This window comes from Corynebacterium sp. CTNIH16 (assembly GCF_032821655.1).
GTDB lineage: Bacteria > Actinomycetota > Actinomycetes > Mycobacteriales > Mycobacteriaceae > Corynebacterium > Corynebacterium marquesiae.
In genome coordinates, this window is record NZ_JAVBIG010000002.1 from 1 (window position 1) to 16,309 (window position 16,309).

Consider the following 16,309-nt stretch of genomic DNA (forward strand, 5'->3'; position numbering starts at 1 on the left):
CGTAGAGGGCCACAGCATCACGTTTGAACTGTTCGGAGTACCTAGGCATGGTGGTAGATTACCTTTCTTCCCAACCCAACCGGGCTGGATATCAGGTGTCTACCTAACGGGGGCCAGGTCCGTTCGTACCGTTTCTGCAGTTCCCACCGGCGGCACGCCGGGTGCTCTACACCACCAACTCGATCGAATCGCTCAACGCCGAACTGCGTAAAGCTACCCGTAACCGGGGCCAATTCCCGAACGATACAGCCGCACTAAAGACGCTGTGGCTGATGATCTGCAACATCGAAGACAAGCGCGCTGCCCAGCGAGCGAAGAAAGCAAAGCGCAACATTGAGTGCAACGGCTATATTGAAGGAGCGAAAGCCACCGGGTGGAAACAAGCCATCAACCAACTAGCCGTGGCTTACCCCAACCGATTCGCAGATTACTTGTAAACCAAGCCTCCGCACACAAAGAATCGGACACTCTCCAGCATCACGTTTGAACTGTTCGGAGTACCTAGGCATGGTGGTAGATTACCTTTCTTCCCAACCCAACCGGGCTGGATATCAGGTGTCTACCTAACGGGGGCCAGGTCCCAAGACGCGATGTTTGCCAACAAGCAACCGAACCCGGACGCGGTGATCGTCAACCGGGTCTTCCAGAATATCTAAGCAGGCTGGACCATAATGCTGGCCAGGCGACGAAGAAAGGAGTGTTCGCGGTTCTCCACCCAACTTTGCAACAGCACCGCTAAAAACAATCGCGAAGCCTACAGCTTCACCTGGGATATGATCGCCGACAACTTTTCGACAAAAAATCGACTACTGCGGTAGAGCGAAGAAACTTACGCAACGAAATCAAGAAGGCCATTCATGACATTCTGTGTGTGGCCTAACGCTGGAATTACCTCCAATACTGGCCGCTGCCACGTTGATCAAGACAGTCACCTCAGTCCGACAGCGGCCGTCTCGTCCAGAACTCGACTAGACAGAACACAGAAGACTAGCGCCCTCCGGCGCGCTTTCTTTTTACCTGAAAGCACTTTGCGCTGATCTACCATCACAAATTAAAAGACCAGGTCAGGCTGCGCTGATCTACCATCATCTTGCTAGTTATCCACAGGGGTTTACCTGCGGGTTTACCTATTTTCCCAGGTGGCTTATAACTATATCCCTGTAGATCTATACCCCCAGCCGATCAACCAACAAAACCGTTCACTACGGGTTACTGTTTATGCTCCCGCCTCGCCTTGCGACTCGTTGGGCTGCCGCCCAAATCAATAGATTTGGTTGCCATTGAAAGCTAGCTCAACCTAAACCAGTCATTTCCTTACTTCCTTCTATACCGATAACGAATCGAATACAATGCCAACCAAAAAAGGAGTATTAAAGGCTCAAACCGCTAACGGTGATTCGACTAAACAACGGCTAACTGAGGGGAGATCTCCTACCCTATTCACCAAATAGTGTGTCCACTAAACAAGGGTAACCTCAGTAGTCGTGCTCTGGTTTGATGTCCGCTTATCTACATTCGCCCCCATTAAGGGTGAATCTTCAGATCAAAACTAGAAATACCTTACAAACAGTATTACACCTTTTAGGTAAGCCTTACTTTCCCTACTGTTCATGAATCGAGGTTTACCATGACCCAACAGTCCTCTACGCCCGCACGGAATACAAGCTCATCCAGTGGGTCGACGGCACGTTTAAACACCAGAGATCTCATCAACGCTGGCATCTTTGCTGCGCTTTACTTTGTAATCACTTTTGTAACCGGGATGGTTGGATTCGCAGGACCACAATTCATGTTCATTGGCTGGTTCATCGCGGCAATCGCAAATGGAATCGTGCTAGCGCTTTATGCCGCCCGCACGCCCAAAATGGGCGCTTTCACCCTTGTCGGCGGTATTAACGGATTAGCATTCATGCTCACCGGGCACTACTTCTGGACCTTGCTGGGAAGCATAATTCTTGGGTTTATCGCGGATTTGATTATCACAAAAAGCCACCTCGGGATTGCCAAGTCCTTCCCTATTGCCTATGGCGTCTTCTGTGCCTGGGTTCCTTTGCCTTTTATCCCGCTAATTCTGGATACGGACTCATACTACGTCGATATCGCAGACCAAATGGGCCAAGAATACGCCGATGCTATGTCGGATATCTTCCAGCCATGGACCATTGGAATACTGGCCATTTGTGCGCTCATCGTCGGCTTTATCGGAGGAAAGGTCGGAGTTCGCGTCAGCCGCAAACACTTTGAAAGCGCTGGTCTCCTGTGAGCCTGCAAAAACAGGGCGTGCTTCGTCGATCTTCGATCGATCCACGGACCGTGCTGCTTTCTGTTCTAGTAATCAATGCGGTAGCTCTCAGCCACGGCCACCTACCGACACTGCTGATTTCTATCGCCTTCAGCTCCATCGCACTAGCTACAGTAAAGCCACACTATGGTCTTATTTGCCTGTGCGCTTTTGCATTATCCTATCTAGGGTATTGGGGCCTATTACAGCTTCCTGGCTCCACATTTTTCGCTTTTTCGGCGGCAATTTTTTCGTGGCTAAGCCGTTTTGTCATCAGCATGTCCATCGGCGCATTCGGCTTGCTCATTCTCACACCATCCACGTTGACCTCAGCACTGCGGGACCTGCGTTTACCAGGCTGGGCCACCATTCCACCGGCCGTATTTCTGCGTGTTTTGCCGATCATCGTGGCAGAAGCCAAAGCCATCCGCGATGCCATGGTCCTTCGAGGTCTCCAGCCTGGAGTAAAAAGCTGGTTCACACAGCCCACACAATCGTCCGCGATGTTGATCATCCCCTTGTTAGGCGCCGTCGTCCGCGCTAGTGATGAGCTCGCTGCCTCTGCTCTTGTCCGCGGATTGGGAGGACCCGCACGCCCAACCACCACCGCTGATCTTTCCTTCAAGCTTGTCGATGCAACTGCAATAGCTGGGTTGGGCCTCGTTGTTGCCTCTGTCTGGCTTCCCACGGAGGTCCACTTATGAACGAACGCAGTGTCGCAACCAGTGTAAACGCCCATAACGTTTCTTTTACATATCCATTGGGCGCTCGGCCAGGCATTCAAGGTGTATCTGATGTGTCTTTTTCTGTCTCTCCAGGACAGTGTCTACTGATTACCGGTGATTCCGGATCGGGAAAGTCCACGGTACTCAAGTTGATCAACGGACTCATCCCCCATTTCAATCCAGGAGAGCTACTAGGCACCATCACTATTATAAAGGATGGCCAGGATTTTAACCCTGCGCAGGAACCGCTGTCCCGCGCCATCGAGTTCAGCGCCTCAGTATTCCAGAATCCACGGACGCAGTTTTTCACTGAAAGCGTCAATGCAGAATTGGCCTTCGGGCTAGAAAACCTTGGTGTGGATCCCACAGAAATTGAGTCGAGGATTCAATCAGCGGTCGAGTTGCTAGGCATTAACGATCTTCGGGGCCGGCGATTCAAAGAATTATCCGGTGGGCAGTTACAAACCGTGGCATGCGCATGCGCGCTTGTGTACCCGGGCAGTCTCGTGCTTCTCGATGAACCCACGTCCAATCTCTCCATGGAAAGCATCGATATTCTTGCACGCGTGCTACACCGCTTGAAGGAATTAGGCACAACGATCATTATCGCTGATCACCGTCTCTTTTTCTTAAAAGATATCGCTGACCAAGTTATTTACTTGACTCAGGGAAAAATAGCGCGCAGTTTCCACGCCCAAGAGTTTTATGCCTTAGACGAACCCGAACGCAAACAATTGGGGCTACGCAGCTTACACCACGTTCCACTCCCCGCGAGCGTGCCCGAACCACCCACGCCCGAAAACGCCGATCCCCAGCGGAGCGGACTCGAGTTAAGCGATATCCGTTTTTCTTATGGCACGCATGAGGTGCTCAACATTGACCACGCATTTTTCCCCAGCGGCGAAGTCACCGCCTTGATTGGGCCCAACGGTGTTGGCAAAACCACCCTCGCCAGGATCATTTGTGGTCTTGCTTCTCCCAAACGCGGCGGTAGTCTCCGTTTGAACAGCAAACGAGTAGGAGCAGCAGCTCGGAGGCGCAGCGCGTACATGGTGATGCAGGATGTTGGCCGCCAGCTATTCGCTGCCACCACCGAAGAAGAGGTCACGCTCGGACTGGCAAAGAAGAAGCGGGACCACATCGATGTCAACGAGATTCTCCATCGCCTCGATCTGGAAGAGATGGACCAACGGCATCCGCAGTCTCTGTCCGGTGGGCAACGGCAACGCTTAGCCATAGCTTCAGCCCAAGCCGAGCAAGCAGAGGTCTACATCTTCGATGAACCTACCTCTGGAGTGGGCTGGCGCCAACTGCAATCCATCTCTGCGCTGCTTCGATCTCTTGCAGCAAGCGGCGCAGTGGTCATCGTTATCACCCATGACCACGAATTCATCCAAGAATCAGTCACCAGAATCATCGATATGACGGAAATCAATAAGAATCGAGAAAGAAATGTCTGAGGTAAAACAAAGTTCCACAGAATCAAGCGGAACCCACGCACCAGAATCACACGATGCGTCACCGGAAGAAGAGGCTCGCGCAAAACAAAAAGCCGGCCAGGTCGCTCTAAAAAAGCTACTGGCCCCAGTGCAAACAACCATCTACTTCGCACAGTTTCTCGCGCTTATATCCTCGGTACTCGCCGTAGCACCCTACGTCGCGTTGGTGGCACTGGGAAATGCTCTAATCGACGGCAATACTGATGACGTCGCGTCCATTGTGAAATGGCTGCTTGCAGCATTTTTGGGCCAGCTATTCTTCTATTTCCTTGCCCTTGCGATCACCCACTTCGCTGATGCAAAGCTGGTGGGGATCAACCGGCGCCGAATTATTACCGCTATTGCGAAAGCACCGCTGTCTTGGTTTAGCCAGACTAATTCCGGCAAAGTCCGCAAAGCCGTCGAGGACGATACGCTAACTCTGCACACCCTGACAGCCCATGCTCCTGTAGAGCAAGTTGCCGCAATCTTCACGCCTCTTGCGCTTCTAGTTTATGCCTTTATCTTGGATTGGCGCCTTGGCCTACTTTCTATTGCCACTGTGCCCATTTTCCTAGCAATCCAGGCGTATTCAATGAAAGATATGGGCACAAAAACTGCGGAAATGGACGATTATCTTGGAGAGGTTTCTGCCACTGCAGTGGAGTTCTCCGAAGGTATTTCCGTCGTCAAGGCTTTCGGCACCGTTGGTAAAGCTCACGCGCGGTACCGCGAAGCTGCCCAAAAATTCGCGGAATTCTATTACGAGTGGGTACGTCCACTTCTGCGTGTTAGCGCAGTTTCAGAATCCGTGGTGGCGGTTCCCGTGCTCATCCTTATCAATGTAGGAGTCGGTTCTCTGCTAATAGCCGGGGACTATGTCACGGTTGCTGAAGTCATCGCCACAACATTGATTGCCCTGGTGATCCCGGGCACGATTCAAACCGTCGGCCGCATGATGTGGTCTTACCAGCTCGCTGGCAATGCGGCGTTGCGCCTTGATGAAGTCATGACAATTTCCCACGTGAAAGAAGGCCAAAAGAGCCTCGATGCCAGTAGTGAAGACATGGAGGTGGAGTTCCATAAGGTCAGCTTTAGCTACGCCCCAGACACACCAGTCCTCCAAGACTTTTCTGCGCAATTAAACGCAGGCACTGTCACGGCATTGATTGGCCCCTCCGGGTCTGGCAAATCCACAGCAGCAACGATGCTGGCGCGTTTCCAGGATCCAGATTCGGGCACAATCACTATCAACAACGTGGATATCCGTGATCTCACTTTCGACAGTTTGTACCGCACTGTGGCTTTCGTCTTACAAGATCCTCACTTACTGCGAATGAGTATTCGGGAAAACATTCGCCTTGCACGCCCAGAAGCTCGTGATGAAGAGATCTGGCAAGCAGCAGAGGCCGCGCACATAGCTGCTGATATTCGCGCTTTACCGGCTGGGCTCGACACCGTTGTTGGTGAGGACATCTCTTTATCCGGTGGACAACAGCAACGCATTTCTATTGCCCGGGCAATTATTACCAATGCCCCAATCTTGATCCTGGATGAAGCTACTGCGGCAACTGATCCTGACTGCGAAGCAGAAATTCAAGCAGCTCTAGCCACACTCGTCAGAGACAAGACCGTCTTAGTCATCGCCCACAAGCCAGAGTCCATCCAAGGCGCAGACCAAATAATCCGCCTCAAGCCTGTGAAGGATAATTCTCATGTCTAATGCCACCACGCCTGCTAGTTCGCGGCTTCGTGATCCGTTACTTACTCGCAGTGTCAAAAAGCTGCAAAGTCCTGTAGGTCATAAGCTCAATAAAAGGCATGCTTGTCTATCGCTTATCGTTGGCGTGCTTGACGGCCTCGCCGTTCTCACGCTCGTGCCACTTACAAAGGCACTCGATGGGGATACGACGATCGCACCATGGATGTGGACGCTTTTGGCAATTGCGCTCGTAGCTTTTGCGCTACGATTTTTCGCAACCATGGCCTCTTACCACACGGCCTTGGATTTCATCCGAACCGCGCACACGACTGTGGGCGATAAATTGGCAACGCTACCGCTCGGCTGGTTCATACCGGCTAATACCGGCGGGCTATCTCGTCTCGTCTCAGATCGTTTTATGGTGGCGGCCGAGACTCTTGCACATACTCAAGGCATGGTGTACCGCGATGGTGCAGCACTTATGACCCTGTTGGTTGGAGCGTGTTTCTGGAATCCGCGGTTGGGATTGGTCTTTCTAATCATCGCACCATTGGCGCTCGTGGTGATGCAGTTGGCTGCATGGATTCGTGAGAAAGCATCGAACCGCGCACTCGGGCCGAGTAAAGAGCTCTCCCAGCGCATCGTAGAATTTGCTAACCGCCAGCCGGCCTTGCGCGCGGCGGGAAAATCACAAGGGTTTGCGCCACTTGAGCAAGCACTAGAAATCGATCATAGAGCACGGATACGCGAGCTATGGGTATCCACATTAGCTTTGCTACTCAACGGCATAGTAGTACAGATCTTCATCGTGGCTCTCATTATGGTCTCCGCGGATCTTGCCGTTGAAGGCACCCTATCGCCACTAGAAACAATTGCGATCATCGGAATCAGCTTGAGGTTTACCCGCACGCTTGAGCAGCTGGGCTCTTGTTTCGTCGGTTTAGACGCAGGCCGTATCGCACTCGCAGAAACCGAGCTCATCACCGATGCCCCTTCCCTGCCAGAACCCACTACTCCGCGCACAGGAGACGGTTCGGGCAGTGTTGAGCTGCGCGATGTCACGTTTGGGTACGTAGATAAGCCGGTATTGGTCGATGTCGCCTTCCACGCCCAACCGGGCACCGTTACCGCCATTGTCGGTCCTTCTGGCTCCGGAAAGACCACAATTGCGCGCCTTATTTCACGATTCTGGGATGTAGATTCCGGGGCGGTCATGGTTGACGGCGTAGATATCCGCGAGCTTGGAACCGAACAGTTAATGTCCAGACTGTCCATGGTCTTTCAGGACGTCTACCTCTTCGACGACTCGTTAATCGCTAATATCCGCGTTGGTCGTCCCGACGCCTCCGATGAGGAAGTCTTCCGCGCAGCTGATCTTTCAGGCGTGACTTCTATTGCCAACCGCCTAGGGTGGCATACTCCTGTTGGTGAAGGCGGGCGGCTTCTGTCCGGCGGCGAGCGCCAGCGCGTATCTGTTGCTCGTGCGCTGCTCAAACAAGCGCCGATTGTCCTCTTTGATGAAGCAACTTCCGCGCTCGATGCAGAAAATGAGGCAAACATTCTTGCTGCGATGGACGAGCTACGGGAGCAATCTACTTTTATTGTCATCGCCCATAAGCTGGATACAATCAAATCTGCTGATCAAATCGTAGTCTTGGATGAACACGGGCAAGTCAGCCAGCTGGGCACGCATTCTGAGCTTTCCGATGTCCCCGGTATCTACCGTCACTTCTGGCAGCAACGCAAAGCAGCAAGCGGGTGGAAAATCAGTTCGGGACGCGATTAACGCGGGCACCGAGATCGGCATTGTTTGCGGGGGACTCCCTTCTCTCCCCCTCTCCCCCCGCAGCACGGAGCACCCTAAGTGCACCGACAAGGCTCAGAGCGAAGAATGCGGTAGCGGCTACGAGCGACCACTGCGCGGCGTTGGCCATGCCTTCGCTTAAGGCCTACACCACTGCCCCAGGCGCACGGTGGTTTGCGTTGCGGAGGCTTGCTCGGAGTCATCGACGGGAATATCCCGCAGCATCGTGCCGGTCAGCTGCGCGGAGGCGAACCCCAGGCCCAAGCCGTACAGGGTCAGCGGCGCGGCGATGATCCAATCATTCGTATCCGGCCCCATAAGCAGGACGAAGCTAAGGACGCCGACGGCTTCCAAGCCGAGCCCAATGAGCACGGTGCCAGACGCCCCGTACCGTGCCGCGACATGAGGGCTGATGCAACGGAGAAGAATGCACCGATTGCCATGGCTGCCAGCACCAGGCCAGACCACGTCGTGCAGAGGTCCAAAGTATTAATCAGGTACAGCGGCAACACGAAGATGATGGCAAACTCGCCGATTGCTACCGCACCAGCGGTGATATTGCCCCACGAGAACGTGGAATAAGAAAAACAATTCAAGATACAACAGCGCCGAGCGGTGACCCCGCTCGCGGTGCTCTTCCGACCTGATAAAAAGCGCGAAGCCCACGGCCGAGATCGCGAGCCCTAGCGGAACCGGTGAAATAGCCGCGTTTTCGAATCAGGTCCAGCCAAAGAAGCTGAATGAGGATTGGGGCTCCCACCAGCCTAGGCCAGGCCCTCGATAATCGCGAATACCAGGACACCCATTCCGTCAGTGCACCATCGGCAAGCGGTCCGACCGCTGCCGCACCGGAAATCACCGCGCCCCACACACCAAAGGCTTCTGCGCGTTATTTTCCGCGGAATACGGTTTACTCGTGGAAAGCGTGGAAGGCATGATGAATGAAGCGTCCTGGGTTTAGTTCCTACCTCAGCTAACGAAGGATTGAACTATGCCTAGAAAATATTCCGTCGAGTTCAAGGAGAAGGCGGTCCATCAGATCATCGAAATGGTCCGCCTGGAGTCTTGCTCACTGCAACGCGCCTACACGGAGGTCGGTGAGCTGCTTGGAGTATCCCACACACGTTGCGGGCTTGGTACCGTGACAGCCTTCAGTACACGATAATTCTGACGCTTCAGGCGGCGAAACAATGGAAGAAGAACTCAGGCGCCTGCGTCGAGAAAACCGCGAACTGAAACTGAACTTGCCCCCGAAAGTTGGACTAGGGGTAATCCTACCCGGCTAACGTCTTAAGGGCCTTATCCCGGTATTTCATCGGGGTGCAACCATCAAGTCCCAGCTGGAGTCTTTCCGCGTTGTACCAGTCGATGTACGCGTCTACCGCAGCGGTAAATTCTTTGACAGACCCGAACTTCTCACCGTGATACATCTCGGCTTTCAAGTGGCCAAAGAAGTTTTCCATCACGGCATTGTCATAACAATTACCTCTCCGCCGGGGAACCATTTCGCAGACACTGCGCATATTTACCCTCACTCAAAAAGAGGATGCGCATATTTACCCTCACCGACCCAGTTATCCACAGGGTTTTACCTGCACGTTTATCTATTTTCCCAGGTGGCTTATAACTATATCCCTGTAGATCTATATCCCCACAGGGGATCCATCAACCAACACCGCCAGAAGCTTAAGACCGAAAGGCTCCCGCCTCGCCTTCGGCTCGTTGGGCTGCCGCCCAAATCGCAAGCGATTTGGTTGCCACCAAAACACCCCACCACAACCGCAGTCCTATGACCCTCCACGTATCCTTGTGTCTTCTAGACTGTCTTGGAAAAGAAAAGAGCGGCAAAGAATCAGAAAAGGTAACTAAGTGCCCCAGGGGCGCTACACAGAAAACAGTGCTGCCGTTATGTTCGATAGCGTTTAGGCTTCCATGTCGGTATGGGCCTCTAGGCTTGGGGCCATGGGCTTTTTAGAAAACCTCCTCAACCGCTATACCCCACGTATGTCAGGCAAGCCGGTCTTTGCCGTTATTGACACCGAAACCACCGGCTTTAACAAGCGCTATGACCGCATTATTGAACTTGCTGCCGTGCGCGCAGACGCATATTTCAACCCCGTCGACTCCTGGCACACACTACTGAATCCTGACGGCAAAGCTATTAAAAACTCCCACATTCACGGCATTACCAACGACATGGTGGCTACTGCTCCCACGTTTAATGATGTGTATGGGGGCTTCACTAGCTACATCGACGGTATGCAGCTATTTGCCCACAACGCCCCGTTTGACTCGAAAATGATAGTTGCTGAGTTTGACCGTATGTCCGGCGTCGACGATGATGAGGGCGAGGACGAGTTCTTTCCGTTCATTGACACCATTGACCTTGCCAAGCAAATGCTTGACCGTGGCCCCTACAACCTGCCCGCACTCCTTGACCGCCTGGGACTGGACAATCCGGACGCGCACGCGGCAGTAGCCGATGCGACCGCCACGGTGAACATGCTCCACTCCCTGTTCGGGTTCAAACGCGGCGAAATTGGACGCAAGATTTTGCGCCAAGGTCAAGCATTCCGCGCCACCAACACCTGGCGGGTAAGCCACGCCGCCCCACTGCTCCCCCGCGAAATATAGAGCACTCACCAGCACACACCAACCATGGCAGTCCATGCGGGTGGACATATGCTTTAGTATATGGCGGAACATACGCTATAACATATGTCCCGCCATATGGCAAGACATATAGCGGATCTGATGTGTGCGCTGATCTACCATCATTAGCCGATCAACCAACACAACTATCAAATACGGGTTGCGGTTCTTGCACCCGCCTCGCCTTGCGGCTCGTTGGGCTGCCGCCCAAATCAATAGATTTGGTTGCCACCAAACAGGGCGGTTTCAAGTGGTGGATGCATCACTTGAATAGTTCTTGTATCTTCTCTTCGGGTTTATACCAGTCGAGGACTTTTCTAGGGCGCCCGTTGAGAAGGTCTTGAATATGTTGGACATCCTTGTCGGTCAGAGTACTAAAGTCGCTTCCTTTAGGTAGGAAGTCTCTGACTAGCCCGTTGGTGTTTTCGTTGGTAGGTCACTGCCACGGCGAGTGCGGATCGCAGAAGTAAACTGCTAGTCCACGTGCGATGCTCAGCTTGTCGACTTGGGCTAGTTCTACGCCTTGGTCCCAGGTCAGCGTTTTGGTGATGTTGCGTATTTTGCCGGTAAACATCTCGATCAACTTATCGACAGTCGTGGCGGAATCATGAACATCTAGTTTGCGGATCATGGTGTAGCGAGTACTGCGTTCCACACAGGTTACGAGTGCAGTTGTGCCTCCTTGGCCGATGATGAGATCGCCTTCCCAGTGTCCTGGAACAGCGCGGTCTTCAACGCTGGCAGGGCGCTTGCTGATGCGATAGTCTTCACCAATCCAGCTTCGATTACCGCGGGCTGGCAGGCGTGATTGTGGTTTTCGTCCGGTACGCCCAGAACGCAGGGCTTTTTCTACCTTCAATTCCTGGCGTAAAGCGCCTTTGGCTTGGATGTAGAGAGCTTGGTAGATGGTTTCATGGCTAATTGACATATCCCCACCTTTACCGAAGCAGCGGGCAAGATAGTTCGAAATCTGCTCAGGTGACCACTTCGTGTTCAATCCCTCGATGACCAAGGCACGCAACTGCGGGTTGGTATCGAGTTTGCGGGGTTTAGGCCTGGCTAAGCGGTCCACAGCCCGCTTTTGAGCTACGAGGGCATCGTAGCCATGCTCAGTCATCCCACGGGCGATTTCCCTGCTAATCGTCGACTGATTACGTCCCAGCTGGGCTGCAATCTCACGGTGAGTATGGCCCTGTTTCAGCAGGTAGGCTATCTCTATTCGGTCATGTCGGATAAGACGCTTTCCGCGTCCTACCTTCGATTCAGATTCAGTGGGATGATCATTGAGTATCAAACGCCCAGACTTGTGATCATGGTGCCACGCTTTGACCGTGTCAGCGCTGCGATCAACCACCTGGCCTGCCTGCTTATAGCTTTTGCCAGCATCAACCAGCTTTAGAGCTTGGGCAATGCGATCCCGGTCATGTTGTGCCGTTCCACCGCGATTGCCTCGGACGAGCTCCAACCCGTCCTGAGCAAGGTAGCGATAAGCCAGACTTTGAGGAAACCCGACCTCTTCAATTGCGCTGAGCACAGATCGGCCACTCTCAACCAGAGCGATAACTTGTTGATACTGCTTGTCAACCAAACTCCGCTGACGCCGAGCACGGTTAAGCCCCTCGCTTTGGCGCCATGCCCTCGCCTGAACCTTCGAGACGCCCAACTCCTTCAGGATCACTGGCACCGGACGCGCATCATGCAGATACGCCTCCACAAACCGCTCACGTAGCTTCTCATCACCTGACATCTACACAACCTCCTAGCTGTATAGATGCATTCACCACCTGAGCCCGCCCGTCCATTCATCCCCCTTTTTCCCCAACAAGTGGGCATCGACTAAAATTATTGTACTTCCTTCTTTCAGTAGTTAACTCAACAGAAACAACCCCCTCAAGGCCGTTTCCTTTCCAACTCTCTGCACAAGCATGGTCGTCGCCCCGAATTCTATCTGGCCTAACCATTCTTGCGGTGAGGTTGCACCCACGAGCTGCAAGGCTCCGTCACTACGTTCGCAAAGACGTCTTTGGCCCAAGCAGGTTCAATGTATGCGCTAGGTGCCTCACCTTCTGCTGGACGTACTAGAATGTGTCCGCTTGGAAGCTTTTCAAGAAAGGAATCTGAGAGCTCAAAAGAAAGTTCCAAAGGGGCCTCTCCATCACTAATGCTAACTAGCTGGTTGCCATCTTCGCGCTCTATTAACTTTGTCTTTGTTCCTGCGTTCTTCGATGGCGCCGGAGTGGTTATGCTGTCCTGCTGTGGAAGCAAGGATCCTTCGTTTATTTTTAAGCTTCCACAGCAGGACAGCATCACTTCCAAACCGGCTTAAGTGACAAAATGCCATCGCTAAAGTCCCGATTTGAGTCCCAGGACGTGCTCTTTAAGAGAAATAACTAAAGCCCCTACCAGCGTTTCCACTGGTAGGGGCTTGGAAGTTGGTAGCGGGGGCAGGATTCGAACCTACGACCTCTGGGTTATGAGCCCAGCGAGCTACCGAGCTGCTCCACCCCGCGTCGTGATGACTTCCATCATCTGCGCTTGAACAGTGCGTTAACACAAAGTGTATTCGCTCTGTCCTGGCGACTCATGTAACTATACATAGGGAAAGGCACCTACCCAAATCCGCTGGGCAGGTGCCTAATTCATTGCGATTATGAACCGGGACTACTTCTCCGTCGACTGGTAGGACTCGACTGCCTTGTCGAGCTCATCCAGGGCGCGTCCGTATTCCTCGAAGGAACCATCGCGTGCATCCTCAAGGCCCTTCAAAGCCTTATTGATGTCATCGATGGCGCCAGCCTGATCAGAAGAAGACGGAGCGGAAGCTGGAGCCGAAGGCTTATCGTCCTTGGACTCGTCCTTGTTCTTCTCATCCTTGGCGCCATCCTTGTCCTCGGAATCGCCCTCGACTTCCTCAATATTTTGGGCAGCCTTAGCATCGATTCCAACTTGTTCAAGGGCATCACCAATAGTCGGGGCGTAGCCTACGCGGCCCTTATAGGATACGAGCACGCGCAACAGCTTCGGGAAGGCAGAAGCCTGGTCCTTGCGCTGCGAGTAGATCGGCTCGAGGTACAGGATTTCGCCATCGCCTACCGGCAGGGCCAGCAGGTTGCCGTTGTGCAGGTCATTGGTGCCCTCCCACAGAGTGCGGTCACGGGCGACCTGGTCGGACGACATCATCGCATCCTGCGCCTGCTTCGGGCCCTGGGTCTGCGTATCGGTGGGCAGCACGCGCACGGTGATATCACCATAATTCTCCGGATCGGAGGAAACAGCCATGTGCGCAGACAGGAACTCGCGGTTGAGGCCACGGTAAGATGTGGTCAGCTGGAAGGTCGGCTTTCCGGTCTTCGGCTCTGCGGCCATCACGTAGTACGGCGGCTGATTGAGCTGGCGGGATTCCTCCGCGGTGGGGTCATTCGGCACGGACCAGAAGGCATCGTTATTGAAGAAGACATTCGGGTCATCCACGTGGTAGCGGGCCAACAGGTCACGCTGCACCTTGAACATATCCTCCGGGTAGCGGAAGTGCTCGCGCAGCTCATCGGAGATCTCCGCCTCAGGCTTAACGACGTCCGGGAAGACGCCCTGCCAGGCCTTGAGCACCGGGTCATTCTTGTCGAACTCGTAGAGGTCCACAGTGCCGTCATAGGCATCGACAGTGGCCTTGACCGAGTTGCGGATATAGCCGACCTTGTCATTGACCAAGCGCTGGGTGGTGCCATCGGGATTGAGGGTGTCCTGGGTGGCGTCGGAAAGCGAGGCACGCTGGGAGTAAGGCAGGGACTCCAAGGTGGTATAGCCATCCACAATCCACTTCAGACGGCCATCAACCACGGCCGGGTAGGTAGCAGAATCGGTGGTCAGCCACGGAGCAACCTTTTCCACGCGCTCGCGCGGATCGCGGTCATACAGCAGCTTCGATTCGCTGCCGACGCGATCCGAAAGCAGGAAATTCAGCTCGCGATACTTGGCGGCGTACATGGTGCGGTCAAAGATATTGCCAATGCCAACGCCGCCCTTGCCGTCATAGGTGTAGGTGGAGCTATCGGTGTCATACTCGACCGGGTTCTCGCCGGTCTTGCCGGTGATCGCATAATCCATGCCATCGGCCGCGCCAGCAATGACTGGGCCGTAGTAGATGCGCGGCTGGTCTACCTTAATGCCAAGGGACTTCTCTGCATCCTGGGTCTCGCCTTCGCCTTCGGCCTCGCCGGCCTGGGTCTGCAGGTCAGAAACCGTGAAGATGGGGAAACCACCGCGGGCAGAACCTGCATCGCGGGCCACCTCATCGACCTTATTGGCCTGCGCTGCCACAAAGCCGTTGCCGTGGGTGTAGACGGTGTGGCGGTTAATCCAGTCCGACTGATTCTCCCGCAGCTCGTTCGGGTCTAGCTCGCGGGCGGCGACGACGAAGTCGCGCTTCTTTCCGTCGATCTCATAGCGATCCATCGACAGCGTCTCTGGGAAGCCGTAGAAGTTCTTCAGCTGCTGCATCTGGGTAAAGGTAGGAGAAAGGATCTCCGGATCCAGCAAGCGAAGGTTATTGATGGTGGCGTTATCAGAGGCGACCTTGTCATCGGAGACTTCATCTCCGCCCCAGTTGTCCTCATAGGTGACGTGATCATCCGTGAGCCCATAGGCATAGCGGGTTGCCTCGATATTGCGGGCGATGGATTCTTCTTCCTTGGCTTGACGGTTGGGCTGTACGGAGAAGCGTTCCATCAGCAGCGGCCATGCCTGGCCAATGACCAGCGAGGACAACAGCATCAGCACCACTGCCAGGCCGGGGATGCGCAGATCCTTGATGACAACGGCCATAAACAGAGCCACGGCCACAAAGACGCCAATGATCATCAATATGATCTTCGCCGGCAAGTAGGCGTGGATATCGGTATAGGAACCACCGGTGAAGAGTTCGTGCTGGGTATTAAGCAGCTCATAACGCTCCAACCAGTAGCCAATGACCTGGGCTACCATCCACAAGCCGGCGGTAATCGCCAGCTGCAGGCGAGCCGGGTGGGAAATGGATCCGCGCACACCGGCGGCCTTATTGCCAATCCGGATGCCGCCCAGCACGTAGTGGCCGAAAAGCGCGATGAGGAAGGCCAGAATCAACAGGATGGATAGGGTGCTCACCACCATCTTCAGAACTGGCAACGTGAAGGCATAAAAACCTAGGTCGTGGTGGAACTGGGCGTCTTGTTCGCCGAATTCCTGGCCGTTGAGGAAGAGCAGCACCGTGCGCCAATTGGCCTGACCGATGAAACCGGCGATGACGCCCACGATGGCGGGGATGACCTTGAAGAAGACGCCCATGGACTTCTCAATGGACTTGCGGTACTGATACACCGGCGAGTTCAGGTCCCCAAGGTCGAGCGAATCCGGGCGCCCGCGCCAGGCAAAGTAGCCAGCGGCCCACACCACTGCGGCGGCAATAAGGCCAAAGATGATAAAGAGGACTATCCGCGCAATAATCGCGGTGGTGAAGACGTTCCGGTAGTCAATCGCACCAAACCACCTCCAATCCGTGTACACGCCCACGAGCATGGGGCCGAAGAACAAAAGGACGGCAATGATGGCCGCAATGATTGTCGCGACCCGCGGGGGCCGCTTCAACGGGGCGGCTGGTGTGGATGACCCTAAGGACAACGCCAGCTCCAATCA

At 54.2% G+C, this 16,309-nt stretch carries 9 protein-coding genes, 1 tRNA gene and 3 pseudogenes; 8 read left to right on the forward strand and 5 right to left on the reverse strand.

Translation table 11 applies throughout. The features are described from left to right. Positions 1 to 122 precede the first annotated feature (122 nt). From RAE04_RS01985 to RAE04_RS02010, 6 genes and pseudogenes are all read left to right on the forward strand, one after another. Positions 123 to 437 (forward strand): annotated as a pseudogene (locus RAE04_RS01985) (transposase); the annotation flags it as partial. A gap of 1,190 nt (positions 438 to 1,627) precedes the next feature. Continuing rightward, positions 1,628 to 2,263, forward strand: coding sequence for an MptD family putative ECF transporter S component (locus RAE04_RS01990; RefSeq protein WP_070769498.1), 636 nt, complete (start codon positions 1,628 to 1,630; stop codon positions 2,261 to 2,263). Between the two features lie 50 nt (positions 2,264 to 2,313). Continuing rightward, the gene (locus tag RAE04_RS01995; RefSeq protein ID WP_316328740.1) at positions 2,314 to 2,985 is read left to right on the forward strand and encodes an energy-coupling factor transporter transmembrane component T; all 672 of its coding nucleotides are present in this window, start codon (positions 2,314 to 2,316) and stop codon (positions 2,983 to 2,985) included. Then, on the forward strand, positions 2,982 to 4,466 hold the full coding sequence (locus RAE04_RS02000) for an ABC transporter ATP-binding protein (RefSeq protein ID WP_070769499.1): 1,485 nt from the start codon (positions 2,982 to 2,984) through the stop codon (positions 4,464 to 4,466). Before RAE04_RS01995 ends, RAE04_RS02000 begins: the two co-directional genes overlap by 4 nt. Then, positions 4,459 to 6,207 carry an ABC transporter ATP-binding protein gene (locus RAE04_RS02005; RefSeq protein WP_150850420.1) on the forward strand — a complete coding sequence of 583 codons (1,749 nt, stop codon included), beginning with the start codon at positions 4,459 to 4,461 and terminating at the stop codon, positions 6,205 to 6,207. Before RAE04_RS02000 ends, RAE04_RS02005 begins: the two co-directional genes overlap by 8 nt. Further along, positions 6,200 to 7,972, forward strand: coding sequence for an ABC transporter ATP-binding protein (locus RAE04_RS02010; protein WP_070769501.1), 1,773 nt, complete (start codon positions 6,200 to 6,202; stop codon positions 7,970 to 7,972). The genes RAE04_RS02005 and RAE04_RS02010 overlap by 8 nt, the downstream gene beginning before the upstream one ends. Before the next feature lie 156 nt (positions 7,973 to 8,128). Here RAE04_RS02010 and RAE04_RS02015 read toward each other — a convergent pair whose 3' ends face one another. Then, positions 8,129 to 8,362 (reverse strand): hypothetical protein, encoded by a 234-nt coding sequence (locus RAE04_RS02015; RefSeq protein ID WP_070769502.1) that lies wholly within the window; start codon positions 8,360 to 8,362, stop codon positions 8,129 to 8,131. A gap of 619 nt (positions 8,363 to 8,981) precedes the next feature. Between RAE04_RS02015 and RAE04_RS02020 the strand changes: the two are divergent. Next, positions 8,982 to 9,228 (forward strand): annotated as a pseudogene (locus tag RAE04_RS02020) (transposase); the annotation flags it as partial. A 36-nt stretch (positions 9,229 to 9,264) separates the two neighbouring features. Here the strand turns inward: RAE04_RS02020 and RAE04_RS02025 are convergent. Further along, positions 9,265 to 9,483 (reverse strand): annotated as a pseudogene (locus tag RAE04_RS02025) (IS3 family transposase); the annotation flags it as partial. 469 nt (positions 9,484 to 9,952) lie between these two features. Between RAE04_RS02025 and RAE04_RS02030 the strand changes: the two are divergent. After that, positions 9,953 to 10,624 (forward strand): 3'-5' exonuclease, encoded by a 672-nt coding sequence (locus RAE04_RS02030; protein ID WP_070769504.1) that lies wholly within the window; start codon positions 9,953 to 9,955, stop codon positions 10,622 to 10,624. A 454-nt stretch (positions 10,625 to 11,078) separates the two neighbouring features. On the opposite strand, the gene RAE04_RS02035 is transcribed toward RAE04_RS02030, so the two are convergent. From RAE04_RS02035 to RAE04_RS02045, 3 genes are all read right to left on the reverse strand, one after another. Further along, the gene (locus RAE04_RS02035; protein WP_317026267.1) at positions 11,079 to 12,389 is read right to left on the reverse strand and encodes an IS30 family transposase; all 1,311 of its coding nucleotides are present in this window, start codon (positions 12,387 to 12,389) and stop codon (positions 11,079 to 11,081) included. A gap of 686 nt (positions 12,390 to 13,075) precedes the next feature. After that, positions 13,076 to 13,152: transfer RNA gene (locus RAE04_RS02040), tRNA-Met, on the reverse strand. 151 nt (positions 13,153 to 13,303) lie between these two features. Beyond that, the gene (locus RAE04_RS02045; protein WP_317026458.1) at positions 13,304 to 16,261 is read right to left on the reverse strand and encodes a UPF0182 family protein; all 2,958 of its coding nucleotides are present in this window, start codon (positions 16,259 to 16,261) and stop codon (positions 13,304 to 13,306) included. Positions 16,262 to 16,309 lie beyond the last annotated feature (48 nt).